This is a genomic window from Caballeronia sp. LZ043, from assembly GCF_031451075.1.
Classification (GTDB): Bacteria; Pseudomonadota; Gammaproteobacteria; order Burkholderiales; family Burkholderiaceae; genus Caballeronia.
Genome location: NZ_JARUXT010000003.1, coordinates 776,118 through 802,934 on the forward strand (window position 1 = coordinate 776,118; position 26,817 = coordinate 802,934).

Annotated in this window: 29 protein-coding genes; 15 read left to right on the forward strand and 14 right to left on the reverse strand. The window is 65.2% G+C overall.

Translation table 11 applies throughout. The features are described 5' to 3' along the window. Positions 1–338: 338 nt before the first annotated feature. The 3 genes from QCE64_RS23650 (at position 339) to QCE64_RS23660 (ending at position 2,789) form a co-directional block, all read left to right on the forward strand. Positions 339–1,637, forward strand: coding sequence for an EAL domain-containing protein (locus tag QCE64_RS23650; RefSeq protein ID WP_309917167.1), 1,299 nt, complete (start codon positions 339–341; stop codon positions 1,635–1,637). Between the two features lie 93 nt (positions 1,638–1,730). Continuing rightward, positions 1,731–2,270, forward strand: a complete 540-nt coding sequence (locus tag QCE64_RS23655) for a peroxiredoxin (protein WP_310007341.1) — start codon at positions 1,731–1,733, stop codon at positions 2,268–2,270. A 39-nt stretch (positions 2,271–2,309) separates the two neighbouring features. Continuing rightward, positions 2,310–2,789 (forward strand): hypothetical protein, encoded by a 480-nt coding sequence (locus tag QCE64_RS23660; RefSeq protein ID WP_309917163.1) that lies wholly within the window; start codon positions 2,310–2,312, stop codon positions 2,787–2,789. Here the strand turns inward: QCE64_RS23660 and cydB are convergent, their stop codons facing one another. Both cydB and QCE64_RS23670 read right to left on the reverse strand, forming a co-directional pair. Then, complete coding sequence (gene cydB, locus QCE64_RS23665) at positions 2,790–3,797, reverse strand: cytochrome d ubiquinol oxidase subunit II (protein ID WP_310006529.1); 1,008 nt, start codon at positions 3,795–3,797, stop codon at positions 2,790–2,792. 43 nt (positions 3,798–3,840) lie between these two features. Continuing rightward, positions 3,841–5,298 carry a cytochrome ubiquinol oxidase subunit I gene (locus QCE64_RS23670; protein WP_310006531.1) on the reverse strand — a complete coding sequence of 486 codons (1,458 nt, stop codon included), beginning with the start codon at positions 5,296–5,298 and terminating at the stop codon, positions 3,841–3,843. Positions 5,299–5,566: 268 nt separating this feature from the next. On the opposite strand from QCE64_RS23670, the gene sugE reads away from it, so the two are divergent. The 7 genes from sugE to QCE64_RS23705 all read left to right on the forward strand — a co-directional run bounded on the left by sugE (position 5,567) and on the right by QCE64_RS23705 (position 11,291). Further along, the gene (sugE, locus tag QCE64_RS23675; protein WP_309808913.1) at positions 5,567–5,887 is read left to right on the forward strand and encodes a quaternary ammonium compound efflux SMR transporter SugE; all 321 of its coding nucleotides are present in this window, start codon (positions 5,567–5,569) and stop codon (positions 5,885–5,887) included. 54 nt (positions 5,888–5,941) lie between these two features. Continuing rightward, positions 5,942–6,187: a hypothetical protein gene (locus QCE64_RS23680; RefSeq protein WP_310006533.1), complete on the forward strand. Its 246-nt coding sequence runs from the start codon at positions 5,942–5,944 to the stop codon at positions 6,185–6,187. Next, positions 6,180–6,809 (forward strand): DUF4126 domain-containing protein, encoded by a 630-nt coding sequence (locus QCE64_RS23685; RefSeq protein ID WP_309917151.1) that lies wholly within the window; start codon positions 6,180–6,182, stop codon positions 6,807–6,809. Before QCE64_RS23680 ends, QCE64_RS23685 begins: the two co-directional genes overlap by 8 nt. A 110-nt stretch (positions 6,810–6,919) precedes the next feature. Next, positions 6,920–9,409: an FtsX-like permease family protein gene (locus QCE64_RS23690; RefSeq protein ID WP_310007343.1), complete on the forward strand. Its 2,490-nt coding sequence runs from the start codon at positions 6,920–6,922 to the stop codon at positions 9,407–9,409. Positions 9,410–9,430: 21 nt separating this feature from the next. Next, on the forward strand, positions 9,431–9,862 hold the full coding sequence (locus QCE64_RS23695) for a group II truncated hemoglobin (RefSeq protein WP_309930383.1): 432 nt from the start codon (positions 9,431–9,433) through the stop codon (positions 9,860–9,862). A gap of 104 nt (positions 9,863–9,966) precedes the next feature. After that, positions 9,967–10,698, forward strand: a complete 732-nt coding sequence (locus QCE64_RS23700; RefSeq protein WP_309930381.1) for an alanyl-tRNA editing protein — start codon at positions 9,967–9,969, stop codon at positions 10,696–10,698. A 44-nt stretch (positions 10,699–10,742) separates the two neighbouring features. Beyond that, entirely contained in the window at positions 10,743–11,291 is a 549-nt protein-coding gene (locus QCE64_RS23705) for a DUF924 family protein (protein WP_309919768.1), read from the forward strand. Between the two features lie 10 nt (positions 11,292–11,301). Here QCE64_RS23705 and QCE64_RS23710 read toward each other — a convergent pair whose 3' ends face one another. From QCE64_RS23710 to QCE64_RS23755, 10 genes are all read right to left on the reverse strand, one after another. Further along, a complete protein-coding gene (locus QCE64_RS23710; protein WP_309930380.1) occupies positions 11,302–12,048 on the reverse strand; it encodes an SDR family oxidoreductase in 747 nt (248 codons plus the stop codon). Between the two features lie 28 nt (positions 12,049–12,076). Beyond that, entirely contained in the window at positions 12,077–12,661 is a 585-nt protein-coding gene (locus QCE64_RS23715) for a TIGR00730 family Rossman fold protein (protein ID WP_309808903.1), read from the reverse strand. Beyond that, positions 12,658–13,404 (reverse strand): TetR/AcrR family transcriptional regulator, encoded by a 747-nt coding sequence (locus QCE64_RS23720; protein WP_309808901.1) that lies wholly within the window; start codon positions 13,402–13,404, stop codon positions 12,658–12,660. Before QCE64_RS23720 ends, QCE64_RS23715 begins: the two co-directional genes overlap by 4 nt. Before the next feature lie 139 nt (positions 13,405–13,543). Beyond that, positions 13,544–14,116 (reverse strand): diacylglycerol kinase, encoded by a 573-nt coding sequence (locus tag QCE64_RS23725; protein WP_309917141.1) that lies wholly within the window; start codon positions 14,114–14,116, stop codon positions 13,544–13,546. After that, the gene (locus QCE64_RS23730; RefSeq protein WP_310006535.1) at positions 14,113–15,141 is read right to left on the reverse strand and encodes a glycosyltransferase family 1 protein; all 1,029 of its coding nucleotides are present in this window, start codon (positions 15,139–15,141) and stop codon (positions 14,113–14,115) included. The genes QCE64_RS23725 and QCE64_RS23730 overlap by 4 nt, the downstream gene beginning before the upstream one ends. 46 nt (positions 15,142–15,187) lie before the next feature. Beyond that, entirely contained in the window at positions 15,188–16,198 is a 1,011-nt protein-coding gene (locus QCE64_RS23735; RefSeq protein ID WP_310006537.1) for a UDP-2,3-diacylglucosamine diphosphatase, read from the reverse strand. 67 nt (positions 16,199–16,265) lie between these two features. After that, positions 16,266–16,787 (reverse strand): RDD family protein, encoded by a 522-nt coding sequence (locus QCE64_RS23740; protein WP_310006539.1) that lies wholly within the window; start codon positions 16,785–16,787, stop codon positions 16,266–16,268. Positions 16,788–16,794: 7 nt separating this feature from the next. Continuing rightward, positions 16,795–17,553 (reverse strand): DUF3106 domain-containing protein, encoded by a 759-nt coding sequence (locus tag QCE64_RS23745; protein WP_310006541.1) that lies wholly within the window; start codon positions 17,551–17,553, stop codon positions 16,795–16,797. 42 nt (positions 17,554–17,595) lie between these two features. Further along, complete coding sequence (locus QCE64_RS23750) at positions 17,596–18,048, reverse strand: DUF3619 family protein (RefSeq protein ID WP_310006544.1); 453 nt, start codon at positions 18,046–18,048, stop codon at positions 17,596–17,598. After that, complete coding sequence (locus tag QCE64_RS23755; RefSeq protein WP_309901837.1) at positions 18,045–18,608, reverse strand: RNA polymerase sigma factor; 564 nt, start codon at positions 18,606–18,608, stop codon at positions 18,045–18,047. Before QCE64_RS23755 ends, QCE64_RS23750 begins: the two co-directional genes overlap by 4 nt. A 437-nt stretch (positions 18,609–19,045) precedes the next feature. Between QCE64_RS23755 and QCE64_RS23760 the strand changes: the two genes are divergently transcribed. From QCE64_RS23760 to pssA, 5 genes are all read left to right on the forward strand, one after another. Further along, positions 19,046–20,809: an acetolactate synthase 3 catalytic subunit gene (locus QCE64_RS23760; protein WP_309917120.1), complete on the forward strand. Its 1,764-nt coding sequence runs from the start codon at positions 19,046–19,048 to the stop codon at positions 20,807–20,809. 110 nt (positions 20,810–20,919) lie between these two features. Beyond that, positions 20,920–21,411: an acetolactate synthase small subunit gene (gene ilvN, locus QCE64_RS23765; RefSeq protein WP_008341906.1), complete on the forward strand. Its 492-nt coding sequence runs from the start codon at positions 20,920–20,922 to the stop codon at positions 21,409–21,411. An 87-nt stretch (positions 21,412–21,498) separates the two neighbouring features. Beyond that, on the forward strand, positions 21,499–22,515 hold the full coding sequence (gene ilvC / locus QCE64_RS23770; RefSeq protein WP_309808880.1) for a ketol-acid reductoisomerase: 1,017 nt from the start codon (positions 21,499–21,501) through the stop codon (positions 22,513–22,515). A 106-nt stretch (positions 22,516–22,621) separates the two neighbouring features. Beyond that, positions 22,622–23,266, forward strand: a complete 645-nt coding sequence (locus QCE64_RS23775) for a phosphatidylserine decarboxylase (protein WP_310006546.1) — start codon at positions 22,622–22,624, stop codon at positions 23,264–23,266. Between the two features lie 12 nt (positions 23,267–23,278). Continuing rightward, positions 23,279–24,145 (forward strand): CDP-diacylglycerol--serine O-phosphatidyltransferase, encoded by an 867-nt coding sequence (gene pssA / locus QCE64_RS23780; protein WP_309808874.1) that lies wholly within the window; start codon positions 23,279–23,281, stop codon positions 24,143–24,145. A 90-nt stretch (positions 24,146–24,235) separates the two neighbouring features. Here the strand turns inward: pssA and QCE64_RS23785 are convergent, their stop codons facing one another. Continuing rightward, the gene (locus QCE64_RS23785) at positions 24,236–24,991 is read right to left on the reverse strand and encodes a glycine zipper 2TM domain-containing protein (protein WP_310007346.1); all 756 of its coding nucleotides are present in this window, start codon (positions 24,989–24,991) and stop codon (positions 24,236–24,238) included. Positions 24,992–25,270: 279 nt separating this feature from the next. Beyond that, positions 25,271–26,797 carry a lysine--tRNA ligase gene (gene lysS / locus QCE64_RS23790; RefSeq protein ID WP_309930375.1) on the reverse strand — a complete coding sequence of 509 codons (1,527 nt, stop codon included), beginning with the start codon at positions 26,795–26,797 and terminating at the stop codon, positions 25,271–25,273. Positions 26,798–26,817 lie beyond the last annotated feature (20 nt).

Below are 26,817 nucleotides of genomic sequence, written 5' to 3' on the forward strand. Positions count from 1 at the left end.
AGTTATCGGCCCAGGTGGCTGTTTCTTTAACAAGTCATCCAAATGCCACACATCATGCTGGCCCTAAAGAGTTGTCCAGCGATTGTCGATATCAAGTTTCATATTATGTATGTCCGCGTTATCGGTTACAGTGGCGCGGTTTCAGCAGCAAACGGTTACTCCGCCCACGGCCAGCCATCGCCGCGTTGTGAATTCCCAGCTTCCGTTCGCCTCATGATCGACTTCCTTTCGCTGCCGGTTCGGGCTCGAGCCCGGATCGTCAGACCGGCCTTCACACATCCATCAGACACGCCTGCGGCAAGGTTCGCGCTCCGGCACGCTCAAGCGCGGTTCCCGACATGCCTGATTCGTTCCTGAGGCGCTCGATACTGGGCCGGCGAGGACAGAGCGTCTACGTGGGCCGCCAGCCCATTCTCGATGGCGACGGCGCGCTGGTCGCCTACGAACTGCTGTTCCGCGACAGTCCCGACAACCGCGCGCGCGTCCACGACGACGTGCAGGCCACCGCCCACGTGGTCGCCCGTACGGTGGGGGAAATCGGCGTGCCGGCGGTGCTCGGGCCGTATCCGGGCTATGTGAACATGAGCCGCGAACTGCTGTTCGACGACATCGTGCACATCATGCAGCCGCAGCGCTTCGTGCTGGAGCTGCTCGAAAACATCACCTTCGACGACGTGCTGTTCAAGCGCTGCGCGCAGCTGCGCAAGGCGGGCTTCCGCTTTGCGCTCGACGACGTCGTGCGGCTGGACGAGCAACTGCTCGAGGCGTTGCCCTCGGTCGACATCGTAAAGGTCGATTTCCTCGCCGCCGATCGCGCGCATCTGCCGGAACTGGCGGCGGCGGTGAAACTGCAGGGCAAGCAGCTGGTGGCCGAGAAGGTCGAGACACACGAGGACTTCTCGCAGGCCAGGAAGCTCGGCTTCGATCTGTTCCAGGGGTATTTCTTCGCGCGGCCACAGGTGCTGTCGGCGCGGCGCGCCAGCCCGGCGCGCGGCGCGCTGCTCCGGCTGATGACCGTGCTCGCCGGCGAACCCGGCATGCGCGAACTCGAAACCGAACTCAAGCGCAACCCGGATATCGTCGTGCAGCTGATGCGCCTCGCCAATTCGAGCGCGCAGACGCGCGGGCGGCGCGTGTCGTCGCTGCGCGAGGCGATCGCGGCGGTCGGCACCCGCCAACTGATGCGCTGGGCGCAGTTGCTGCTTTATGCGGACGGCAGCGGGCTGCCGTGGCGTTCGGACCCGCTGCTGCAACTCGTGGGCACCCGCGCGCGCTTCCTGGAACTCGCGGCCGGCGTGGTGCGCCCCGGCGACGAAGCGCTCGCCGACGCCGCCTACATGACCGGCATCTTTTCGCTGGTGCACGTCGTGCTCGACATGCAGCCGGCGGAGATTCTCGATAAGCTCCATCTGGCGGCCGAGATCCGCACCGCGATCCTCGCGGGCGTGGGTCCGCTCGGCACGCTGCTCGGCGTCGCGCGGGCGGCGGAGCGGGGCGATGCGCCCGCCATCGACGCGAGCCGCCTGGCGCAACCCGGCCTCAACGCGCTCACGCCTGCCATGCTGGCGAAGCTGCAAGTGGAGGCGGCGGCCTGGTTCGCCGAGCATCGTCTGGACGAGGACACCGGCGACGCGTGACGGGCGCGCGCGGCGCACCCATTTCATCGACATTCACCGCAAGGAGCGCGCATGAACAGCAAGTCTCTCAACCGGACGGCGCGCAGCGCCCGCATGTGGGCGGCGGCCATCGCCTGCGCGGCCGCGCTCCAGCCGCTCACCGCGTCCGCGACGCTCAAGCCCGGCGATGCCGCGCCCAACTTCACCGCGCAGGCCTCGCTCGGCGGCAACGTGTACAACTACTCGCTCGCTGACGCGCTGAAGAAAGGCCCGGTGGTGCTGTACTTCTATCCGGCCGCGTTCACCAAGGGCTGCACGATCGAGGCGCACGAGTTCGCCGAAGCGGTCGATCAATACAAGGCAGAAGGCGCGACGGTCATCGGCGTGTCGCACGACAACATCGACACGCTCAAGCAGTTCTCCGTCAGCGAATGCCGCAGCAAGTTTCCCGTGGCCGCCGACGCCGATTCGAAGATCATCCGCTCGTACGACGCCTCGATGCCCATGAAGAGCACGATGGCCAATCGCGTCTCGTACGTGATCGCGCCGGACGGCAAGGTCATCTACGAGTACACGAGCCTGTCGCCGGACCAGCACGTCAGCAACACGCTGCAGGCGCTGCGCGACTGGAACGCGAAGCACAAGGCGCAGTGAAGCACTGCGGTTTTCTGATCTGAACGCACCGGAGCCGCCATGCCTATCGTCGTCGGACTGATCGTTGTCGGCCTGCTGATCTACGGCGCGATCTGGTCATTCGATGCCATTCACGCCCACTTCGGCCTCGGTGCGGCCATCGGCGCGGCGGTGGTCGTGCTGGCGCTCATCGCGGCGGGGCTGATGCGCTGGCGCGCGAGCCGTCGGGAGATTGCGCCGAACCTGAGCCGCGGCGAGCACGGCGACTGGACCCACGAACTCAAGGCCGAGTGGGGCGGCGTGCGGCTGGCGGCGGGCAAGCGCCTGTGCGACGTGCGCGTGGGCGAGGCGCGCGGCAGCTACATCTTCGCGGACCTGCGCGGCGCGCGCATGCTGGAGCCGGCGGGCGGCGGCGCCTGGCAGGTCGCGCTCGACGTGCGCGACGCGCAGCACGGCGAGTGGACCTTGCCGATGCGCGATCGCGCGCAGGCGCACCAGTGGGCGCGGCTGCTTACGCTGGCGACCCAGCAGAAGCTCTGATCATTCGGCGTGGTAGCCCATGTCGCCACGCACCTTGCCGCGAAACACCCAGTAGGACCAGACCACGTAGATGATCAGTACCGGCAGCAGGAACATCGTGCCGATCAGCAGGAACTGCTGCGAGAGCGGCGCCGTCGAGGCATCCCACAAGGTCACCGACGGCGGCGCGATGAATGGCCACAGGCTGATCACGAGGCCGGTGAAGGCGAGAAAGAACAGCCCCATCGAACACAGGAACGGCGTGACTTCGCGGCCCCTCGCGAGACTCGTCCACAGCGTCCACGCGAGCAGCACGGTCAGCACCGGCACCGGCGCGAACACGAAGCTGTAGGGAAAATCGAACCAGCGCGCCGCGATGCGCGCATCCTTGAGCGGCGTCCACAGGCTGATGAGCAGGATGAACGCAATCACGCCGATCAGCGCATAGCGCGCCATGCGCCGTCCCCACTCCTGCAATTTCCCCTCGGTCTTGAGCACGAGCCAGGTCGTGCCTTGCAGCGCATAGCCGAAGATCATGCCGACGCCGGTCAGGAGCGGAAACGGCGCGATCCAGTTCCAGCTGGTGCCGGCGTAGACCCGGCCTTCGATCGGAAAGCCCTGGATGAACATGCCGAGCACGATGCCCTGCGAGAACGTGGCGACCAGCGAACCGACGCCGAACGCGCCATCCCACAGCCGCTTGCGCGCGCCGATCACCTCGCGGAACTCGAACGCGACGCCGCGGAAGATCAGGCCCAGCAGCATGAACAGAATGGGGAAATAGACGGCCGGCACGATGATCGCGAAAGCCAGCGGAAACACCGCGAAGAGTCCACCGCCGCCGAGGATCAGCCAGGTTTCGTTGAAGTCCCAGACCGGCGCGACGGAGTTGATCATCAGGTTGCGCGACTCGCCGTCGCGGCGCAGCAGGAACATGATGCCGACGCCCAGATCGAAGCCGTCGAGCAGCACGTACATGAATACCGCCAGCGCGAGAATGGCGGCCCACAGGGGCACGAGATCGAGCATCGGGTTCTCCGGTTCGGTTCTTGATGATGCGTCCGGCGGCGCTTCAGGAGCGGCCGCGGCCCGGCGGGACGATATCGTCCTCACGCACCGGACGCGTCGCGCTGCTCCCACCCGCCGACACCGCCGAGAGCGGCCGTGCGGCGCGCGTCTTCGTGTCGAGCTCGTCCTTCTCGTGCGCATGCGCCACTTCCGCCGGTCCGACCCGCACCAGCCGGCGCAGCAGGAAGAAGCCCGCGCCGAAGATCACCAGATACGCCAGCACGTAAAGCAGCCACGACAGGCCGACATCGGCGGCGGTCAGGGACGGCGTCACCGAATCTTTGGTGCGCAGCAGGCCGTACACGGTCCACGGCTGGCGGCCCGCTTCGGTGGTGGTCCAGCCGGCGATCACCGCGATGAAACCCGCCGGCATCGACCAGGTTGCGCAGCGCAGCCAGCGCGTGCTCGTCTCCACCCTGCCGCGCGCGAACAGCACGATGCCCCACAGCACGAGCGCGAACATCAGCAGCGCGATGCCCACCATGATGTGAAACGCGAAGAACACCACCGCGACGGGCGGCCGGTCCTCGCGCGGGAAATCCTTCAGGCCGCGCACGTAGCCGTTTGGATCGTGCGTCAGATAGAGACTGCCCAGGACCGGAATCGAGATCTCGAAGTGATTGCGCTCCTCATCCTGATCGGGGATCGAGAAGATATTGGCCGGGATGCGCGTGCCGGATTCCCACAGGCCTTCCATCGCGGCGAGCTTGGCGGGCTGGTGCTTCAGCGTGTTGAGGCCGTGCGAGTCGCCGAGCACCATCTGGATCGGCACCATGATGATCAGGAAGATCAGCGACATCTTCACCATCACGCGGCTTTCCTCGAGCGCGCGCCGCTGCCGCAGGTACATCGCGCCGACGCCGAGAATCACGAAGCCGGTCGTCACGAGGAACGCGCTCACGGTATGGCTCAGCCGGTACGGAAACGAGGGCGAGAAGATGACGTCGAAGAAGCTGACCACCTCGAAACGGCCGTCAGGCGTGATGCGATGGCCTTGCGGCGTCTGCATCCAGCTGTTCACGGCGAGAATCCAGAACGACGAAATCACCGTGCCCGCCGCGACGAACACCGCCGACATGACGTGCGCCCATTGCGGCACCAGCTTGCGGCCGAACAGCAGGACGCCGAGAAACGCCGATTCGAGGAAGAACGCCGTCAGCACCTCGTAGCCCATCAGCGGGCCGACCACATTGGCGGTGGCATCGGAGAAACGGCTCCAGTTGGTGCCGAACTGGAACGGCATGACGAGGCCCGACACGACGCCCATCCCGAACGACACGGCGAAGATCTTGAGCCAGAATGCCGACAGGCGGCGGTAGACGTCGCGCTTCGTCACCCACCAGTTGAATTCGAGCGTGGCGATGAAGCAGGACAGGCCAACCGTGAACGCCGGCAGCAGAATGTGGAACGCGACGACCCAGGCGAACTGGAAACGGGACAGCAGGACCGAATCGACATGCATGAACGCTCCTTTTGAGGCATTCCTGAGACGGGTGGCGCGACCCGACGCCGCGCGCGGGCGCCGGCAGGTTGTTCCTGGCTTCCGTGATTAATACACGTTTTTGATGACGGAGGTCGGGCGCGGCGTCAACCGGACGGGCGATCTGGCGCGGTCGCCGGCGAGCCATGCACCACTTTGGTAAAATCCGGGCTTCGTTTCAAGGCCGGGCGGACGACCGCCTGCGCATCGTTTCCACCGGGGACGGCCCCGCTTTCAAGGGAGTCACCCCATGTCCTGGATTCTGCTGTTCATCGCCGGCCTGCTCGAAGTCGCCTGGGCCGCCGGCCTCAAGACCTCCGAAGGCTTCACCCGGCTGTGGCCGTCCGTCTTCACCCTCGTCACCGCCACCGGCAGCTTCGTGCTGCTCGCCATGGCCATGCGGCAACTTCCCCTCGGCACGGCCTACGCGGTCTGGACGGGCATCGGCGCCGTCGGCGCTTTCGTGTTCGGCATCGTGTTCATGGGCGAGGCGCTCACGGCGGCGCGCGTGCTGAGCGCCGTGCTAATCGTCGCGGGGCTGATCGGCCTCAAGCTCTCGTCAGGGCATTGAAAATACGGCCGGCGCGGCCGTGCGCCGGCGCACCGGGAACGCCGATCGCTTGGGTTGTTGCTGCACCGCGTGGTTTTGCGTGGATATAATGGTCTGAGGTCAACCGGTTTACGTCCGATTCCTGTCTTCTGTGCGCCGCCCGATGCGCCATTGCGCTATCGCATGATCGGGCCGCACGGCTTCAATCCGGCAGGCGGCGTTTTTTTCATCATCCCCGGAAAGACCGCAATTTTCAGCCGGTCAATCGCCCGCCAGCGGCGAACCTCGGCAGGCAGCATCAAGGGAGGCGGCAATGCTTGAGTCACTTTCGCTCGCGGCGGGCCTGTCATGGGCGAGCGGGCTGCGCCTGTACCTGACGGTCTTCATCGCCGGGATGTTCCAGCGCATGGGCCTCGTCCACCTGCCGGATTCCCTCGCCATTCTCAGTTCCCCGTGGGTCATCGGCGTCGCGGCGGTGCTTACCGTCGTCGAATTTCTCGCTGACAAGATTCCCGCCGTCGATTCCCTGTGGGACGCGGTCCACACCTTCATTCGCATTCCGGCGGGCGCGGTGCTTGCGGCCGGCGCGCTCGGTCACGCCGATCCCGCCATGCTGACCATCGCGGCACTGGCCGGCGGCACGCTCGCCGGCGCATCGCATTTCGCCAAGGCGGGCACCCGCGCGCTCATCAATCTCTCGCCGGAACCGGTGTCGAACTGGGCCGCCTCGACCACCGAGGATGTCGGCGCGCTCGCGGGCATCACGCTCGCGCTGTTCGTGCCGCTGCTGTTCCTCATCCTTGTGCTGGTGTTCCTCGTGCTCGCGGGCTGGGCCTTGCCGAGGCTCGCGCGTGGCGTGCACGGCGGCGTGTCGCGCATGGCCAAGCACATGCTGCCCGGCACCTATGCGCGTATCGACCGGTTGCGGAGCAAGCACGATTGAGCTCCGCAGCGAAACCCGGTTCCAACTCTTCCCACGTCACACCCAAGGCCGGCGCGGCGCACGCTCCCGTGCGGCTCGGCCTCGTGCCGCTGATGCGCCAGGCATGGCGCATGACCGCACGCGACTGGCGCGCGGGCGAGCTGACCATGCTGCTGCTTGCGCTGGTGCTGGCGGTTGCCGCGCTGTCGAGCGTCGGCTTTCTCGCCGATCGCATGCGCCAGGGGCTGGCCCGCGACGGCCGCCAGATGATCGCCGCCGATTTCGTCGTGCGCGCCGATCATCCCGTCGATGCGAAATTTGCCAGTGAAGCGCAGTCGCTCGGACTGGAGACGGCGGGCACCACGATTTTCCCCAGCATGATCAGCTCGACAGCGGCGCAGCCTGCCTCGCGGCTCGCGGCGATCAAGGGCGTGACCGACGGCTATCCGTTGCGCGGGGCGCTGCGCATCGCGCCCGCCGTCGATGCGCCCGACGCCCCCGCGCATGGCATTCCCGCGCCGGGCACGGTCTGGGCCGATCCCGCGCTGCTCGATGCCCTCAATACGAAGGTCGGCGGCACGCTCAAGGTCGGCACGCGCACCTTCACGGTGGCGGGCGTCATCACGCGTGAGCTGGATCGCGGCTTCTCGTTCGTGAACTTCTCGCCGCGCCTGATGATGCGTGCCGACGAAATCGCGGGCACCGGCCTGAACGGCTATGGCAGCCGGGTCACGTATCGCCTGCTGGTGGCGGGGCCGGACGACGAGGTCGAACGGTTCGCGAAATTCGCGCGCGACCAGGTGGACGGCGGCAAGCTGCGCGGCGTCGGCCTGGAATCGCTGTCGGACGGGCAGCCGCAGGTGCGCCAGACGATTGACCGCGCGAGCCACTTCCTCACGCTCGTGTCGCTGCTGACCGCGCTGCTCGCGGCGGTCGCCATCGCGATGGCCGCGCATCGTTTCGCGCGCCGCCATCTCGACGGCTGCGCCGCGATGCGCTGTCTCGGCGTCAGCCAGCGCACGCTGCGTTTGCTGTTCCTGAACGAATTCCTGGCGATCGGCGTGATCGGCAGCGTGACGGGCGTCGTGCTCGGTTTCGGCGGGCATCTCGTGCTGCTGAACTGGCTCGGCTCGCTCGTCGATGTCGAATTGCCGCAGGCCAGCGCATGGCCCGCGCTGCAAGGCATCGCGATGGGGCTCGTGCTGCTGCTCGGCTTCGCGCTGCCGCCACTGCTGCCGATCACGCGCGTGCCGCCGGTCCACGTGATCCGCCGCGAACTCGGCGATGCGCAGCGGGTCGCGCATGCGGCCTACGGCGTCGGCGTGCTGCTGTTCGCGGCGCTGCTGATCGTCGCGGCGGGCGAGTGGAAGCTCGGCGGCATCGTCGCGGGCGGCTTCGCGGCGGGCTTGCTCGTGTTCGGCGCGATCGCGCGCGCGGCGCTCTGGGCCGCGGCGCGCTTCGTGCGGCGCGAGCGCAGCCGGGCGGGCGTGGGCTGGCGCTACGCGCTGGCGTCGCTGGAACGGCGCAGCGGCTCGAGCGCACTGCAGATCACCGCGCTCGGCATCGGGCTGATGTGCCTGTTGCTGATCGGCATGACGCGCAACGATCTCATCAAGGGCTGGCGCGACGCCACACCGCCCGACGCGCCCAACCAGTTCCTCATCGATATCCAGCCGGACCAGCGCGCCGGCGTGCTCGACTACCTGCACACGCACGGCCAGCCGGCCGCCGTGCTGTCGCCGATGGTGCGCGCGCGGCTCGTGTCGATCAACGGCAAGCCGGTGAATCCCGACAACTACGACAAGGCCGATGCGAAGCGCCTGGTCGATCGCGAATTCAACCTGTCCTATACCACCCAGCTGCCCGACGACAACCGCGTGACGCAGGGCACGTGGTTCGGCACGGATGCGAAGCCGCAGGTGTCGATCGAAGAGGGCATCGCGAAGACGATTCGCGTGAAAGAGGGCGACATGCTGCGTTTCGACGTCGCCGGGCTGCCGGTGGAAGCGCCGGTGACGAGCTTGCGCAAGGTCGACTGGAATTCGTTCAAGGTCAACTTCTTCGTGCTGATGCCGCCCGAAGCGCTCGCGGATCTGCCCGCCACCTTCATCACGAGCTTTCATCTGCCCGAGAGCGGACAGCGGATGATCGACGGGCTGGTCGCGCGCTATCCGAACGTCACGGCCATCGATGTCGCGCCGATCCTCGCGCAGATTCATCGCACGCTCGCGCAGGTGATCGGCGCTGTGCAGTTCCTGTTCATCTTCACGCTCGCGGCGGGTGTGCTCGTGCTGTATGCCGCGCTCGCCGGCACGCGCGACGAACGCGTGCGCGAGTCGGCGCTGCTGCGCGCGCTCGGTGCGTCGCACGGCCAAGTGCGCGCGGTGCAGATTGCGGAGTTCGTCGCCGTGGGCGCGTTGTCGGGCCTGATGGCGGCGCTCGGCGCGCAGGGCATCGGCTATATGCTGGCCGCGCGCGTGTTCGAATTTCACATCGATTTCAATCCGTGGCTCGTGCCGGCGGGCGTGGTCGCGGGCGTCGCCTGCGCGGGCCTGAGCGGCTGGCTGAGCCTGCGGCGGGTGCTCGCGCGTCCCGCGTTGCAGTCGCTGCGCGATGCCTAGCGTTTCACCGGTTCCCAAGCAATGACCGAAGTCAATTCCTCCTCGTCACCTTCTCCCGAAGACGAAGTCCAGCAGCCGACCGCGTTCGAGCTGATCGGCGGCGAAGAGCGCCTGCGTGCGCTCGTCGACCGCTTCTATGACCTGATGGACCTCGAACCCGAGTTCGCGGGCATCCGCGCGCTGCATCCGCCGACGCTCGACAATTCGCGCAACAAGACCTTCTGGTTCCTGTGCGGCTGGATGGGCGGACCGGATCACTACGTCAGCCGTTTCGGCCATCCGCGACTGCGGGCGCGGCATCTGCCGTTTGCCATCGCGTCGAGCGAGCGCGATCAATGGCTGCGCTGCATGGCCTGGGCGATGGAAGACATCGGCCTCGACGAAGGCTTGCGCGAGCGGCTGCTCACGTCGTTCTTCGACACGGCCGACTGGATGCGCAACCGTCCCGGTTGAATCGCTGGCTTTTGTATCGGTTCGATTGCGCAGGGTGTGCTGCATCATGTCCGCTCGCAGGCGCTCAGGCGTCTCATCCCCGAATACAGCAAGGAAGCACGATCATGGGCACACGCGCGCTATTCCGCGAGGACGCATATCTGACGCACTGCGAGGCGAGGATCACCGCCATCGACGAGCAGGGCATCCAGCTCGATCAAACCGTGTTTTATCCGCTCGGCGGCGGTCAGGCGGGCGATGCGGGCACGCTGACACTTGCGGACGGCACGACGATCGTCATCGCCGATACGCGCAAGGCGAAGTTCGAAGGCGCCACGCCGGACGATGCCGTCCACGTCCCGGCGCCCGATCAGGAAGCGGCGCTGGCCGGCCTGAAGGTCGGCGACACGGTGACGGCGGAAATCGACTGGGCGCAGCGCTACCGGCGCATGCGCCTGCATACGGCGAGTCATCTGATCTGCGCGGTGCTGCCGTATCCGGTGGACGGCTGCAGCATCACGACCGACTACGCGCGCCTCGATCTCGCGACCGTCGAGCCGATCGAGCGGGAAGCGGTCGAAGCGAAGCTGAATGCGTTGATCGGCGGCGCGCATGATGTGCGCACCGAATGGATCACCGACGACGAAATGTCCGCGCGCCCCGAACTCGTACGCACGATGAGCGTGAAGCCGCCGATGGGCCTCGGCCGCGTGCGGCTGCTGCGCATCGACGAGGTGGACTTGCAGCCGTGCGGCGGCACGCATGTGCGCAACACGAACGAAATCGGCGCATTGCGTATCGCGAAGCTGGAGAAGAAGAGCGCGCGCACGCGGCGACTCGTGCTGGAACTCGCCTGAACGTGGCGGACGAAATCGATCCGCGCGCGCAGTCGGTGCTCGACATGTGGTTCGGCGCGCCGGGTTCGGCCGAGTTCGGCACCGATCGCAAGCTGTGGTGGAAAAAAAAGCGCGCGTTCGACGCGCAACTCACCGAGCGCTTCGGCGCACTGCTGGCGAGTGCGCATGAAGAAGGCCTGCGTGAATGGGAGCGCGCGCCGCTTTCGATGCTCGCGCTGATCGTGCTGCTCGACCAGTTCTCGCGCAACTGCTTTCGCAACACGCCGCGCGCGTTCGCCGGCGATGCCCGCGCGCTGTCACTGGCGCGGACTTTGGTGGCAAACGGCGACGACATGCGGCTGCCGAGCGCCTGGCACCGCGCGTTCGCCTACATGCCTTTCGAGCACGACGAATCGATGCCGAGCCAGCACGAAGCGCTGCGCCTCTTCAAGCAGCTGATGGACGAGACCGGCATCTCGTCCTTTCATGAAGCGGCGCAACGGCATGCGGACGTGATCGCGCGCTTCGGGCGCTTTCCGCATCGCAACCGCATTCTCGGACGCGCGACGCTGCCCGAGGAAGAAGCCTGGCTCGCCGCGCACGGCGGCTTCTGAACGCCGCGGCTTAGCGGCCGCCGGTGACGTCGAGAATCGCGCCGGTCACGTACGACGACTCGTCCGACAGCAGCCAGACAATCGATTCACCCACTTCCTCCGCCGTGCCCGCGCGTCCGATCGGCGTCTGCACGCCCAGCACGTGCGCACGATCCGGCTTGCCGCCGCTCGCGTGGATCTCGGTGTCGATGAGACCGGGGCGGATCGCGTTCACGCGCACGCCTTCGCGGCCAAGTTCCTTCGCGAGCCCGAGCGTCAGGGTATCGATGGCGCCTTTGGAGCCTGCGTAATCGACATACTCGTTCGGTCCGCCGAGCCTTGCCGCCGCCGACGACACATTCACCAGCGAGCCGCCGCGGCCGCCGCGCGAGGTGGACAGGCGCCGCGCCGCTTCGCGCGCGCACAGGTACGCGCCGAGCACGTTGATGTCGAAGATGCGCTTCATGCGCGCCACGTCCATGTCGGCGAGCGCGGAGCCGGGCGCGACGATGCCCGCGTTGTTCACCACGCCGTCGAGCGGGCCGAAGGCTTGCTCGGTGGCGTCGAACATGGCGATGACGGAGGCTTCGTCGCTGACATCGCCCGCAATCGCGAGCGCCTTGCCGCCCGCCGCGCTGACCGCCGCGACGGTTTCCTCGGCAGCAGCGGCGTTGGACGCATAGTTCACGCCGACGGACCAGCCGCGCCGGCCGGCGAGCACCGCCGCCGCGCGGCCGATGCCGCGGCTGCCGCCGGTAATCAGGATGACTTTGGACATCGGACGGCTTCCCCTTGAGTTGGAACGTTCAGACGGCGTCGCGCTTCTGGGCCCACTTGTCGTGCACGGGCGGCGTGTAGGCCGCGAGCTTCGCGATCATTTCGTCCGGCCCGGCCGCGACCTGGATGATGTCGAGATAGGGCGCGCGCATGAAGCCTTCCTCGACGGTATGACGCAGCATCGCCATCAGCGGATCGTAGTAGCCGTTCACGTCGAGCAGGCCGACCGGCTTCTGGTGATAACCGAGTTGCGCCCACGTATAGACCTCGAAGAACTCCTCGAAGGTGCCGACGCCACCGGGCATTGCGACGAACGCGTCCGAGAGATCCGCCATCATCTTCTTGCGCTCGTGCATGTCGGGCACGACGTGCAGTTCCGTCAGGTCGGTGTGGCCCACTTCCTTCGCGAGCAGCAGTTCGGGAATCACGCCGACCGCACGGCCGCCGGCGGCGAGCACTTCATCCGCGATCAGGCCCATCAGGCCGACGCGTCCGCCGCCATAGACGAGCGCGAGATCGTTCTTCACGAGTGCCCGGCCGAAGGCCTTGGCTGCTTCGGCATAGACGGGGCGGGCGCCGCTCGCGGAGCCGCAATAGACACATACTGCTTTCATTGCCTGGAATCCTTGGTTTCGTTCTTCGCCGCAGGGAGCGGCGCGGGTGTTTCGTCGCGCGGCGCGCGGAAGTCGGCGAACTCGCGCTTCGGCAGCTTGCCCGAAACGAGGTCGTCGAACAGCTGGCGCGAGCGGCCGCGCAGATACGGCGCCATGATCGAGATGATGTGCTGGCTCGCCTGATGCAGCTCCGCGCGGATCGCTTCCTGGTCGTTGTACTTGCGCGGGTTCATCACGTACTGGTACGACAGCCAGTAGGTGGCGATGACGCCCATGTTGGTCGCGATCACCTGGATTTCCTCGGGCGTCGCGACCATTTCCTGATCGGCGACCAGCGCTTCGCACAGACGGCTCGCGAAGCGCACCTTGTGCGTGATGATCTGCTTGAAGTGCGTTTCAAGCGTGCGGTTGCGCGCCAGCAGGTCGTTGAGATCGCGATACAGGAAACGGTACGTCCAGAGGAAGTCCGCCATGTATTGCAGATACGACCACATCTCGTCGATGGTCGGACGATGGTCGTCCGGAAAGCGCAGCCGCTTTTGAATCTGCTGCTCGAACTGCGCGAAGATGCTGTTGATGATGTCGTCTTTGTTGCGGAAATGGTAGTACAGGTTGCCCGGACTGATTTCCATCTCCTCGGCGATCGTCGTCGTGGTGACGTTCGGCTCGCCGATATCGTTGAACAGTTTCAGCGACAGCTCGAGTATCCGTTCGCGCGTGCGGCGGGGTGGTTTGGCTTCCATGTCGTCCGACCTTGGCAGCGGGCCTGCGGCTCGGAATGAGCATTCGCGCGCGGCTTCCGTTGCTGTTACTGAGAATGTCGGACGATTATAAACCGGCCGTTCGGCCACACCGGACGTGCGCCGCGCGGCAGTCCCTCCGTTACACGATACGCGCGAACCACGCGGATGCAAGCGGCCAGAGAATCAGTCCCCACGTGATCAGGCAAGTGCCGAGCGCGACCATCACGGCCGCGCTGCCGAGATCCTTCGCGCGCTTCGAGAGTTCGTGACGTTCGAGCGAGATGCGATCGATGGCCGCCTCGACGCTCGAATTGAGCAGCTCGACGATCAGCACGAGCAGCACCGAAGCGATCAGCGCCGCGCGTTCCACCGGCGCGACCGGCACGAACAGGCTGCACGGCAGCAGGATCGCGGCGAGCGTCAGTTCCTGGCGAAACGCGCTTTCCTCGCGAATCGCGACCTGGAAACCGTACAGCGAGTTCTTCATCGCGTGCCACGCGCGCGTCACGCCGCGATTGCCCTTGTACGGATTGAAGGGCAGGTCGTCGGGGCTCAGGGGTTCGCGGGTCGGTGGGCTTGCGCCATTCGCGCCGTTCGCGCCGTTGAGCGGGTTCGACGTGTCGTCCCGGTCGTCGTCGATTTCGTCGTCGAACGGATCGCGTACGGACGCGTTCGCTTCGGCATGTTCCCGCGGCGCCGCGCGTCGCGTCATGCGGCCGCCTGCTCGGAGGTCGCGCGCGGTCCGAAATGACGCAGATGCGAGGCGAACTGTTCCGACGCCGCGCGCCACGAGAAGCGCTCGGCCCATGCGCGTGCATCGCTGCGCTCGATCTTCAGCGCCTGCAAGCAGGCTTCGCGCAGGTCGTCGTTCAGCGCGCCGGGACCTTCGGTGCCGAGCACGTCGATCGGACCCGTCACCGGATAGGCCGCGACCGGCGTGCCGCAGGCCATCGCTTCGAGCAGCACGAGGCCGAAGGTGTCGGTGCGGCTCGGGAACACGAAGACGTCGGCGGCGGCGTAGACCTTCGCCAGTTCCGGCTGCGACAGCACGCCGAGGTAGTTCACGTTGGTGTATTTCGACTTCAGCTCGGCGAGCGCCGGACCTTCGCCCGCCACCCACTTCGAACCGGGCAGGTCGAGCTTGAGGAACGCCTCGACGTTCTTCTCCACCGCCACGCGTCCTACATACAGGAAGATCGGCCGCGCGGTGTTGAGGACCTTCGAGTCCATCGGCTGGAAGATCTCGAGATCGACGCCGCGCGTCCACAGCACGACGTTCGTGAAGCCGTAGCGTTCGAGGTCGCTGCGCACCACCGGCGTGGGCGCCATGACCGCCTGCGACGGCTTGTGGAACCAGTGCAGGAAGCGATACGTCAGCGCCAGCGGAATGCTGAAGCGCGCCTTCACGTATTCGGGGAATCGCGTGTGATAGGCCGTCGTGAAAGGCAGCTTGTGACGCTTCGCATAAGCGCGTGCGGCGAGACCGAGCGGGCCTTCCGTTGCGATGTGCAGCGCATCCGGCTCGAACGCGTCGATGCGCTCCGCGACGCGGCGGCCCGGCATCAGCGAGAGGCGGATTTCAGGGTACGTGGGGCAGGGAATCGTCCGGAATTCGAGCGGCGTGAGCAACTCCACGCGATGTCCGAGCGCGGTGAGTTCCTTCGTCGTCTGCGTGAGCGTGCGCACGACGCCGTTGACCTGCGGCTGCCATGCGTCGGTAACGATCATGATTTTCATCGGTTCGGCCCTGAGTTGATGTCGCTTGAAGGTTTCGGCGCGGAGTTCAGACCGTCGCGCGCGCCCGCGTGGCGCGCTGCGAAGGCGAGCGCATGACGGTCCAGTAGACGATCTTCAGTTCACCGTCGTAAGTCTCGACGAGCGCCGACAGGCTCTCGACCCAGTCGCCGTCGTTGCAGTAGAGAACGCCGTCGATGTCGCGGATCTCGGCCTTGTGGATGTGTCCGCAGACGACGCCGTCGCAGCCGCGGCGACGCGCTTCGTCGGTCATCACCTTCTCGAACTGGGAGATGAAGTTGACGGCGTTCTTCACCTGGTGCTTCAGGTATTGCGACAGCGACCAGTAATTGAAGCCGAACTTCGTGCGCACGCGATTGAACCAGCGGTTCAGCAGCAGGATCATCGTGTAGGCGGTGTCGCCGAGATAGGCGAGCCACTTTGCATGCTGGATCACGCCGTCGAAGAGATCGCCGTGCACGATCCACAGGCGCTTGCCGGCGAGCGTCGTGTGGAACGCTTCGCCGCGCACGTGGATGTCGCCGAACGCGAGGTCGCAGAACTGGCGCGCGGCTTCGTCGTGATTGCCGGGAATGTAGATGACCTGGGTGCCCTTGCGCGCCTTGCGCAGGATCTTCTGCACGACATCGTTGTGCGCCTGCGGCCAGAACCAGCCCTTGCGCAACTGCCAGCCGTCGATGATGTCGCCGACCAGGTACAGGTACTCGGACTCGTGATGGCGCAGGAAGTCGAGCAGATAAGGCGCCTGGCAGCCGCCGGAGCCGAGATGGATGTCCGACAGCCAGATGGTGCGATAGCGCTGGGGCGCGTCGGTGGAGTCGTCGCTATCGTCCTCGTGGCGGGACGATGCGAGACGCGGATCGACATGGCCCGACGACGCGCCGGCCGAGGCGGAGGGCGGTGAGTCGGTGGATTCGGAACGCAGGGTGGGTCCGGCGCGAAACTCGCCGTTGCCGAAGCGAAGAGGGAACGACGTCAGTTCAACAGGCGGCTCGATTGCCGGGCGGACAGACGAGTAATAGGCCATTGGCTCGCGCATCGGGTTTCGGTATGCGCATTGCGCCATGCGGCCATTACCGAGCCGTGACAGTCACGAGAAGTTCTTATTACTTGACAACAGCCTGGGCTGTGACGATGCGCGTGCCGGCGAGCCGGTCATGCAGGAACTGCCGCGCCGGATCGAGGCGCACGGCGGCGGCCCACAGGACGATCCACGCGGCGAAGACCGCGAGCGTCTGGGGCACGGCGAGGGAGAAGAGCGGATGCAGCGCGAGCGGCGGCAGGAACCAGAGCCAAGCGAGCACGTAGCGCGCGAAGGCACGGCCGGGCCGAAGGGGCTGACCGCGCGTATCGACGAGCTTGAGGCGCCAGGTTTTCATCGGCAGGGTCTGGCCGCCGTGGGTCCAGAAGTACACGAAATACGCGGCGAGCACGATGCCGATCCACGCCATCAGCCAGTTGTGATGCGTGAGGCCGTTGCGTTGCTGCGTGAGCGTGCTGAACAGATAACCGGCGATGAACACCACGCCGAACAGGATGACGCTCTCGTAGAGCATCGTGGCGAGCCGCCGGCGCAGCGTGGGCGCGCGCAGCGGGTCGGCGGCGGGGTTTACGGGCGGGGCGCTCACGAGCCGCTCACGAGCCGTTGTACATCGAAGGCGCCTGTTGCGGCGACACGGGAATGGGCGTGGCCGGCGCGATGCTCGCGGCATTCGGAATGGCCGGCTGGGCGGGTGCGCCAGACGCGGCCGCCGCGGTGCCTGACGCCGCCGGACCGCCTTCCGGATGAGCGCCGGCGTGACCCTGTTCGCGCGCGGTGACGATCCGGTTGATGTCCTTCACTTCGGTCTTGCCGGTGGGCGGCGCGGAAACGACATTGCCGCGGCGCGTGCGCTCGCTCGCCGCCAGCTTCTTCTTCTGCTCCTCGGACAACTTCTGGTAGGCGTCCCAGGCCTTCTCGCGCTTCTCCAGCGGCACCGATTTCGACACCTGGTAGTTTTCGCGTGCGACCTTGCGCTGGTCGGGCGTGAGGCGCACCCATTCTTCCATGCGCTGATGCAGATGCTTCTGCGCCTCCGGCGACATGCGATGAAACCGCGAGGCGATCTTGAGCCACTTCTGCTTGCGTTCGTCGGAGAAGGAGTCCCACTGCGTGGCGAACGGCGCGAGCGCGACGCGTTGCGCGTCGGTGAGATGATTCCAGGAAAGCGGGCTGGTGGAGGCGGGCGCCGCGGCGCTGCCGTCCGGCGACGTGGCCGAACCGCCTACCGGCGCGGCGGCGGCGGAGGGCGCGGCGGGAGTAGCGGAGTAGAAGCGCGGATAGGTTGCGGCGAACGCGACCAGTCCCGCAATCGCGCAACCAAAGACAATCGCGAGACCGCGCTTGTAACTCACCCGAAAATTCCCCCGCTTGGTTCAGTGCTGCTGGTTCAGTGCTTAGTGATTGCGCGTCAGGTATGCGTTGAAGCCGTGGTCCAGATAGGCGTCGATGGGCAGGCTGTCGCTCATCATGGCGGCGTCGATCTCGGCCAGTTCCGCGCGCCGCTGCTGGTCTTCCCAGTACGCGATGCCGGCAATGCCGATGATCAGGGCCGCCAGCGGCCACGCAAGACCCAGGCCGCCCAGCCGCGCGAACAGGCCGCGCGTGCGGCGTTCCTCGCCGGAGCCGCCGCTGGTCAGCGTGGCGCCCGCGCCGGCCAAGGCCGGCGTGAACGCGGGCGCGCTGATGGCCACGGCCACTTTCTCGGGCTTCTTGCGGGCGATCGCCGCGCGGCGGGCGTCCCGCAGCCGGTCGACGGTGGCAGTGGGAAGACCGGCGGTGTTTTCATCGAGTGCGCGGGCGATCTTCAGCGCAAACTCGTTTTCCTTCGTTTCAAGTGCGGAACTCATAGCGTGATCCCTTTGGCTTTCAGGGCTTGAGCGAGAGCGTGCGTAGCGCGGGAGCAATGTGTCTTCACGCTGCCCTCGGAGCAACCCATCGCGGCGGCCGTCTCGGCGACATCCATATCCTCCCAGTAACGCATGAGAAAAGCTTCTCGTTGACGCGCGGGCAGTTTCTGGATCTCGGCGTCGATCAGATTGAGGACCTGCTCGCGCTCCAGCTGGTTCTCGCTGCTTTCGCTGCCGACCGCGCCGTCTCCGGATTCGAAGGTTTCGAGCGGGTCGAATTCGTCGTCGTCGGCGTTGCCGAAGGACGAAAACAGGCTGATCCAGGTGTTGCGCACCTTCTGGCGACGAAAATGATCGTGCGTCGCATTCTGGAGAATACGCTGGAATAAAAGCGGAAGCTCGGAGGGTGGCCGGTCGCCGTACTTTTCGGCCAGCTTGATCATCGCCTCCTGGACGACGTCCAGCGCCGCGTCGTCATCGCGAACGGTGTACACGGTCTGCTTGAACGCGCGTCTTTCGACGCCCGCCAGGAAGTCGGCGAGTTCCTTGTCTGAGGCCATCCGTTGGGACCCGGGGCAACGAATCTGCGTCTGCAGTTGCGTCCGGGTTGCGTCGGTGAGGGATCGTGGAGTTCTGGGAAAACCTGCGAATGCTAGCAAATTTTCGTGGAATCCGGAGCTTTGGGGATGTTTTGTTGCGGTTCCTGACGCTCGACCGGTGGTTTGCGCGTGCGGCCGGAACAATCGTGTGCGATGACCGCTGCATGCAGCGGCTTGAAAGATTTTCGCAAGCGCGCGGCCGAAGCGGAAACTTTTTACTTGACCCGCCCGTTGCGCCGCTGTTACATTTTCTGACTCGCATCATCCAGTGAAATGTCTGCTTTGAGGCGAGCCCAAGAAGCACGCCTGTCAAACCTAGACGCGCCGCTTGAACCCGAGCCACAAGCCCGGTAGAGAGCACCCGATCAATTTTTTGCCGAAAATTCGAAAGGTGATGAATGAACATGCCCAGCGCGGAATTCTCCACGTCGGATACGACCCCCTCCACAGAAGCTGACTCCATCGGCGGCACCGTGCTCATGCGCGCCCTGGCCGATGAAAACGTCGAATTCATCTGGGGCTATCCCGGCGGCTCGGTACTCTACATCTACGACGAGCTGTACAAGCAGGACCAGATCCAGCACATCCTCGTGCGCCACGAGCAGGCCGCCGTCCATGCCGCCGACGCGTATTCGCGTTCCACCGGCAAAGTCGGCGTGTGCCTCGTGACCTCCGGCCCGGGCGTCACCAATGCCGTCACCGGCATCGCCACGGCCTACATGGATTCCATTCCGCTCGTCGTCATCAGCGGCCAGGTGCCCACCGCGGCCATCGGCCTCGACGCTTTCCAGGAATGCGACACCGTCGGCATCACGCGTCCGTGCGTGAAGCACAACTTCCTCGTGAAGGACGTGCGCGACCTGGCCGAAACCGTCAAGAAAGCGTTCTACATCGCCCGTACCGGCCGTCCCGGCCCGGTGCTGATCGACATTCCGAAGGACGTGTCGAAGGCGCCGTGCAAGTACGAGCCGGTCAAGAGCGTCTCGCTGCGTTCGTACAATCCGGTCACCAAGGGCCATTCGGGCCAGATTCGCAAGGCAGTGCAATTGCTGCTGTCGGCGAAGCGCCCGTACATCTACACCGGCGGCGGCATCATCCTGGCCGACGCGTCGCGCGAACTGAACCAGTTCGCCGACCTGCTCGGCTATCCCGTCACCAACACGCTGATGGGCCTCGGCGGCTATCGTGCGTCGGACAAGAAGTTCCTCGGCATGCTCGGCATGCACGGCACGTACGAAGCCAACATGGCGATGCAGAACTGCGACGTGCTGATCGCCATCGGCGCGCGTTTCGACGACCGCGTGATCGGCGACCCGAAGCATTTCGCGTCCTCGCCGCGCAAGATCATCCATATCGACGTCGATCCGTCATCCATTTCCAAGCGCGTGAAGGTGGACATTCCCATCGTCGGCGACGTGAAGGAAGTGCTGAAGGATCTCATCGAGCAGCTGCAGCACGCCGAGCACGGCCCGGACACGGCGGCGCTCAAGACGTGGTGGGACGAGATTGAAGGCTGGCGCGCGAAGGACTGCCTCGCCTACGACCGCAAGAGCGACATCATCAAGCCGCAGTACGTGGTCGAGAAGCTCTGGGAACTCACCGACGGCAATGCCTTCGTGTGCTCGGACGTCGGCCAGCATCAGATGTGGGCCGCGCAGTTCTACCCGTTCAACAAGCCGCGCCGCTGGATCAACTCGGGCGGCCTGGGCACCATGGGCTTCGGCCTGCCGGCGGCGATGGGCGTGAAGATGGCCTATCCGGACGACGAAGTGGTCTGCATCACCGGCGAAGGCTCCATCCAGATGTGCATCCAGGAGCTTTCGACGTGCAAGCAGTACAACACGCCCGTCAAGATCATCTCGCTGAACAACCGCTATCTCGGCATGGTGCGCCAGTGGCAGCAGATCGAATACAAGAAGCGCTACTCCAGTTCGTACATGGACGCGCTGCCTGACTTCGTGAAGCTGGCCGAAGCGTTCGGCCACGTCGGCATCCGTGTCGAAAAGACGGCGGACGTCGAGCCGGCGCTGAAGGAAGCGCTGCGTCTCAAGGATCGCACCGTATTTCTCGACTTCCAGACCGATCCCACCGAAAACGTATTTCCGATGGTGCAAGCCGGCAAAGGCATCACGGAAATGCTGCTCGGGTCTGAGGATCTTTAACGCGGGTTTGCCTCGCGAGGCTCGTGCGCGCCTGTCTTCACAAAGGACATGCGCCGCGCGCGGGTTTTTCGGGCAGGCGCCATTCTGGAAACACATCGGGAAACACGAACATGAAACACATCATCTCCGTTCTGCTGGAAAACGAACCGGGCGCGTTATCGCGCGTCGTGGGACTGTTTTCGGCACGCGGCTATAACATCGAAACGCTGACGGTGGCGCCGACCGAAGACAGCTCGCTGTCGCGGCTGACCATCGTCTCGATTGGCTCGGACGACGTGATCGAACAAATCACGAAGCACCTGAACCGCCTGATCGAGGTGGTGAAAGTGGTCGACCTGACAGAGGGCGCCCACATCGAGCGCGAGCTGATGCTCATCAAGGTCAGGGCGGTCGGCAAGGAACGCGAAGAGATGAAGCGCATGGCGGACATTTTCCGCGGCCGCATCATCGACGTGACCGAAAAGACCTACACGATGGAACTGACCGGCGCGTCCGACAAGCTCGACGCGTTCATCCAGGCGCTCGACGCCACGGCGATCCTCGAAACGGTTCGCACGGGCAGCTCGGGCATCGGCCGGGGCGAGCGCATCCTCAAGGTGTAACGGCGGGTATAACGGCGCGGCTCATCTCTTCAGCAGCACACGTAGCGCAACCTATTTCAACGCATCATCAGGACTCAAGGAACCACCATGAAAGTTTTCTACGACAAGGACGCCGACCTCTCCCTCATCAAGGGCAAGCAAGTCACCATCATCGGTTATGGCTCGCAAGGCCATGCACACGCGCTGAACCTGAAGGAAAGCGGCGTGAACGTGACGGTCGGCCTGCGCAAGGGCGGCGCATCGTGGAGCAAGGCCGAGAACGCCGGCCTCAAGGTGAAGGAAGTGGGCGAAGCCGTGAAGGGCGCGGACGTCGTCATGATGCTCCTGCCCGACGAGCAGATCGCCGAGGTGTACAAGAACGAAGTGCACGCCAACGCCAAGGAAGGCGCGGCGCTGGCCTTCGCGCACGGCTTCAACGTGCATTACGGCCAGGTGATCCCGCGCGCGGACCTCGACGTCATCATGATCGCGCCGAAGGCCCCGGGCCACACCGTGCGCGGCACGTACCAGCAAGGCGGCGGCGTGCCGCACCTGATCGCCGTGGCGCAGGACAAGTCGGGTTCGGCACGCGATGTCGCGCTGTCGTACGCGGCGGCCAACGGCGGCGGCCGTGCCGGCATCATCGAAACGAACTTCCGTGAAGAAACCGAAACCGACCTGTTCGGCGAGCAGGCGGTGCTGTGCGGCGGCACGGTCGACCTGATCAAGGCCGGTTTCGAAACGCTGGTGGAAGCGGGCTACGCGCCGGAAATGGCGTACTTCGAGTGCCTGCACGAGCTGAAGCTGATCGTCGACCTGATCTACGAAGGCGGCATCGCGAACATGAACTACTCGATCTCGAACAACGCCGAATATGGCGAGTACGTGACGGGTCCGCGCATCATCACCGAAGACACGAAGAAGGTGATGAAGGAAGTCCTGAAGGACATCCAGACCGGCGAGTACGCGAAGAGCTTCATCATCGAGAACCGCGCCGGCGCGCCGACGCTGCAATCGCGCCGCCGCATCACGGCCGAGCACCAGATCGAACAGGTTGGTGCAAAGCTGCGCGCGATGATGCCGTGGATCGCCAAGAACAAGCTGGTTGACCAGTCGAAGAACTAAGGTCTTTCGCCAGTCACGCTTCTTGCTGCCTCAAAAGCCGTCCGGACGCCCTTGGCGCCGGGCGGCTTTTGTTATCCTACGGTTTTCAAAAATACAGAACCCGTTCATGAACTATCCTCATCCGATCATCGCCCGCGAAGGCTGGCCGTTCATCGCCATTGCGGCTGTCGTCGCCATCCTCGTGCAGGCGATGGGCGGCTTGGGCTTCGCCTGGATCTTCTGGCTGATCGTGATTTTCGTCGTCCAGTTCTTCCGCGATCCGGCGCGTCCCATTCCCTCGCAGGCCAACGCCGTGCTGTGTCCGGCCGACGGCCGCATCGTCGCCGTGGAAACCACGCATGATCCGTATGCTGGCCGCGAGGCGCTCAAGATCAGCGTGTTCATGAACGTGTTCAACGTGCATTCGCAACGCTCGCCGGTGGACGGCGCCATCACCAAGGTGCAGTACTTCCCGGGCGCATATCTGAACGCGGCCGTCGACAAGGCTTCCACCGAGAACGAGCGCAATGCTGTCGTGCTGCAGACGGCTGGCGGTCATACGGTGACGTCGGTGCAGATCGCCGGTCTGATCGCGCGACGCATCCTGTGCTACGTGCATGTCGGCGAACCGCTCACGCGCGGTCAGCGCTACGGTTTCATCCGCTTCGGCTCGCGGGTCGATGTCTATCTGCCGGTGGGAAGCCGTCCGCGCGTGTCGATCGGCGAGAAGGTTTCGGCCTCGTCGACGATCCTCGCCGAGTTCGCGGAATAACGCGGAGGTTCCATGGCGGCATTCAAACCGCGCCGTAACCGCGTGAACGGCGCTTCGCCGCGCGCGTTCCGCCGCAACAAGGCCGTGCAGGACGTGGGCGTCGTCGAGACGCGCCGCGCCAAGCGGCAGCAGTTCCTCAAGAAGCGCGGCATTTATCTGCTGCCGAACGCGTTCACCACGGCCGCGCTGTTCTGCGGCTTCTTCGCCGTCGTGCAGGCGATGAACGTGCGCTTCGAGATTGCGGCCATCGCCATTTTCGTCGCGATGGTGCTCGACGGCATGGACGGCCGCGTCGCCCGCATGACGCACACGCAGAGTGCGTTCGGCGAGCAGTTCGACAGTCTTTCCGACATGGTGTCGTTCGGCGTCGCGCCGGCGCTCGTGATGTACGAGTGGGTGCTGAAGGATCTCGGCCGCTGGGGCTGGCTTGCGGCATTCGTGTATTGCTCGGGCGCGGCGCTGCGGCTCGCGCGCTTCAATACGAATGTCGGCGTGGTCGACAAGCGCTACTTCCAGGGCTTGCCTTCGCCGGCGGCGGCGGCGCTGATCGCCGGCTTCGTGTGGCTCGCCACCGATAACCGCGTGCCGCTCAAACTCGTGTGGCTGCCGTGGGTGGCGTTCGCGCTCACCATCTATGCAGGCGTCACGATGGTGTCGAATGCGCCGTTCTACAGCGGCAAGGCGCTCGACGTGCGCTATCGCGTGCCGTTTGCAGGCGTGCTGCTGGTGGTGGTGGCGTTCGTGCTGGTGTCGTCGGATCCGCCGGTGATGCTGTTCTGCCTGTTCGTGCTGTATGGCTTTTCGGGCTATATCTGGTGGGGCTATCTCGCGATGCGCGGGCGGCAGAATCCGGCGCGCAGTTCGCAGCGGGATCATTAGAACCTTCTGCGTCTTCATGCGAAAAGGCGGCAACCGTGAGGTGTGCCGCCTTTTTGCATTTCCGGTGCTGGCTCGGTCAATTCACTGCGGTCAACCCGCGACCAGCGTGCCGTTCTCGACTCGCACGCGCTGACCCTGGCCAAACGGCGGCGCGTTCTTATAGGTGAAATAGCGCGTGTGGCCGTTCTCCATGCGCACGCGGACCGAATAATCGGTTTCGCTGCGAACGTGCTTCTCGACCGAGTTGCCGGCCAGACCGCCGCCGAGCGCGCCGAGCAGGGTCATCGCAGTGCGGCCGCCGCCGCGCCCGAACTGGTTGCCGACGACACCGCCCGCCACAGCGCCGCCGACCGCGCCAATCCCCGTGCCATGGCCTTCGCGCTTGACGGCGGAGATGGCTTCGACGGTGCCACACGTCGAGCAATAGGCCGGGTGTTGCGGCGGTTGCTGTGCGTAGGACGGTTGAGCGGGCTGCGGCTGTTGCTGGGCGGCTTGTTGAGCGGCTCGCTGTTGCGCTGCTTGCTGAGTGGCTTGCTGAGCAGCTTGTTGCTGCGCGACTTGTTGCTCGGCAGCCTGCTGCTGTGCCGCGGCCGATTGCTGCGTCGGGCTGGGCGCTGCCGAGTCGACCACAGGCTGCTGAGCGACCGCAGCCGATTGCGTCTGCGGATTCTGCGCCGAGTTGCTGGTTGCCTTCGGGAAGAGTCCGGTCATGGCCGCCGTGGCCACGAGGCTGGCGACGATCACTGCGCCCGCCGCTGTCGCGATGAGCGGATGCAGACGCCGCTGTGGCGGGCGCGCGCCGCTCGAAGCGGGCGAGGTGCTGAATTTATTGGTCCCGTTATCCATTTTTTGAACCTCCTCTCGAGGCAATGTGTTGCGGCAGGGCCGACTGTCACGGTCATTGTCGGGCAAACCCGGATTCTTCGCTTTTTCGGGTTGTAACAATTTCGCGGAATCGCACGGCAAGAAGAAAAGCACAACGGATGCCAGCCTGAAAGGCCTCCAGCAAAGGGACGGCTGCCAGGGATGGCTTGAAACTTTTACCCGCAGTAACAGAAAAGCGTTCAGACGAAAAAAAGCGCGCCCGGACGGGGCGCGCTTCGGGGCCGCAAAAAGCAAGAAGAATCAGTCTTCGCGACGCAGATGCGGGAACAGGATGACGTCGCGAATGCTGGGGCTGTCGGTGAGCAGCATCACCAGACGGTCGATGCCGATGCCGCAGCCGCCTGTCGGCGGCATGCCGTATTCGAGCGCGCGGATGTAGTCGGCGTCGAAATACATGGCTTCCTCGTCGCCGGCGTCCTTCTGGTCGACCTGCTTCTGGAAGCGCGCGGCCTGGTCTTCCGGATCGTTCAGCTCCGAGAAGCCATTGGCGATTTCACGGCCCGTGATGAACAGCTCGAAACGCTCGGTGATGCCCGCAACCGAATCCGACGCGCGCGCGAGCGGCGACACTTCGATCGGGTAATCGACGATATAGGTCGGCTCCCACAACTGCGATTCCGCCGTCTCTTCGAACAGCGCCAGTTGCAGCGAACCGACTCCGGCATTCAAAAAGGCCGGCTGCGAAGTATCGACGCCGAACTTCTTCAGTTCCGTGCGCAGGAACGCGCCGTCCGTCAGTTGCGCGTCGGTGTACTGCGGCGCGTACTTCTGGATGGCCTGATTGATCGTCAGCCGATGGAACGGCTTCGCCAGATCCAGTTCGCGCCCTTGATACGTGATGGTCGCGGTGCCGAGCGCATCGATGGCTGCCTGGCGGATCAGCTGTTCGGTAAAGTCCATCAGCCAGCGGTAATCCGTGAAGGCCGCGTAAAACTCCATCATCGTGAATTCCGGGTTGTGACGCGGCGACACGCCTTCGTTCCGGAAGTTACGGTTGATCTCGAACACGCGCTCGAAGCCGCCGACGATCAGCCGCTTCAGATACAGCTCCGGCGCGATGCGCAGGAACATTTGCATGTCGAGCGCATTGTGATGCGTGACGAAGGGCTTGGCCGCCGCGCCGCCCGGAATCGGGTGCAGCATCGGCGTTTCCACTTCCATGAAGTTGGCCTGCGCCATGAAATTGCGGATCGACGTGACGGCCTTGGTGCGCGCCATGAAGGTCTGGCGCGATTCCGGCGTGACGATCAGATCCACATAACGCTGGCGATAGCGCGTTTCCTGGTCGGCGAGGCCATGGAACTTGTCGGGCAGCGGACGCAGCGCCTTCGACAGCAAGCGCAACTCCGTGCAGCGCACCGACAATTCGCCCTTGTTGGTGCGGAACAGCACGCCCTTGGCGGCGATGATGTCGCCCAGGTCCCACTTCTTGAAGGCGTCGTAGGTTTCGGCGCCGACATCGGCGGGCGTGATGAAGAACTGGATCTGGCCGCTGCCGTCCTGAACCGTGGCGAAGCTCGCCTTGCCCATCACACGCTTGAGCATCATCCGTCCGGCCAGCGCGACGGGCAGGGGATTCGCCTCGAGCGCGTCCTTGTCGGTGTCGGCATAGCCGGCTTGCAGCGCGGCGGCCTGGTGCGTCGGACGGAAGTCGTTCGGATAGGCGACGCCCTGCTCGCGTAGCGCGCGCAGTTTCTCGCGCCGCTCGGCCATGATCTGGTTTTCTTCCAGTTCGGGAGCGGCGCCCGGTTGAGTCGGTTCGGTCATGATGGTGTGGCTTGAATATG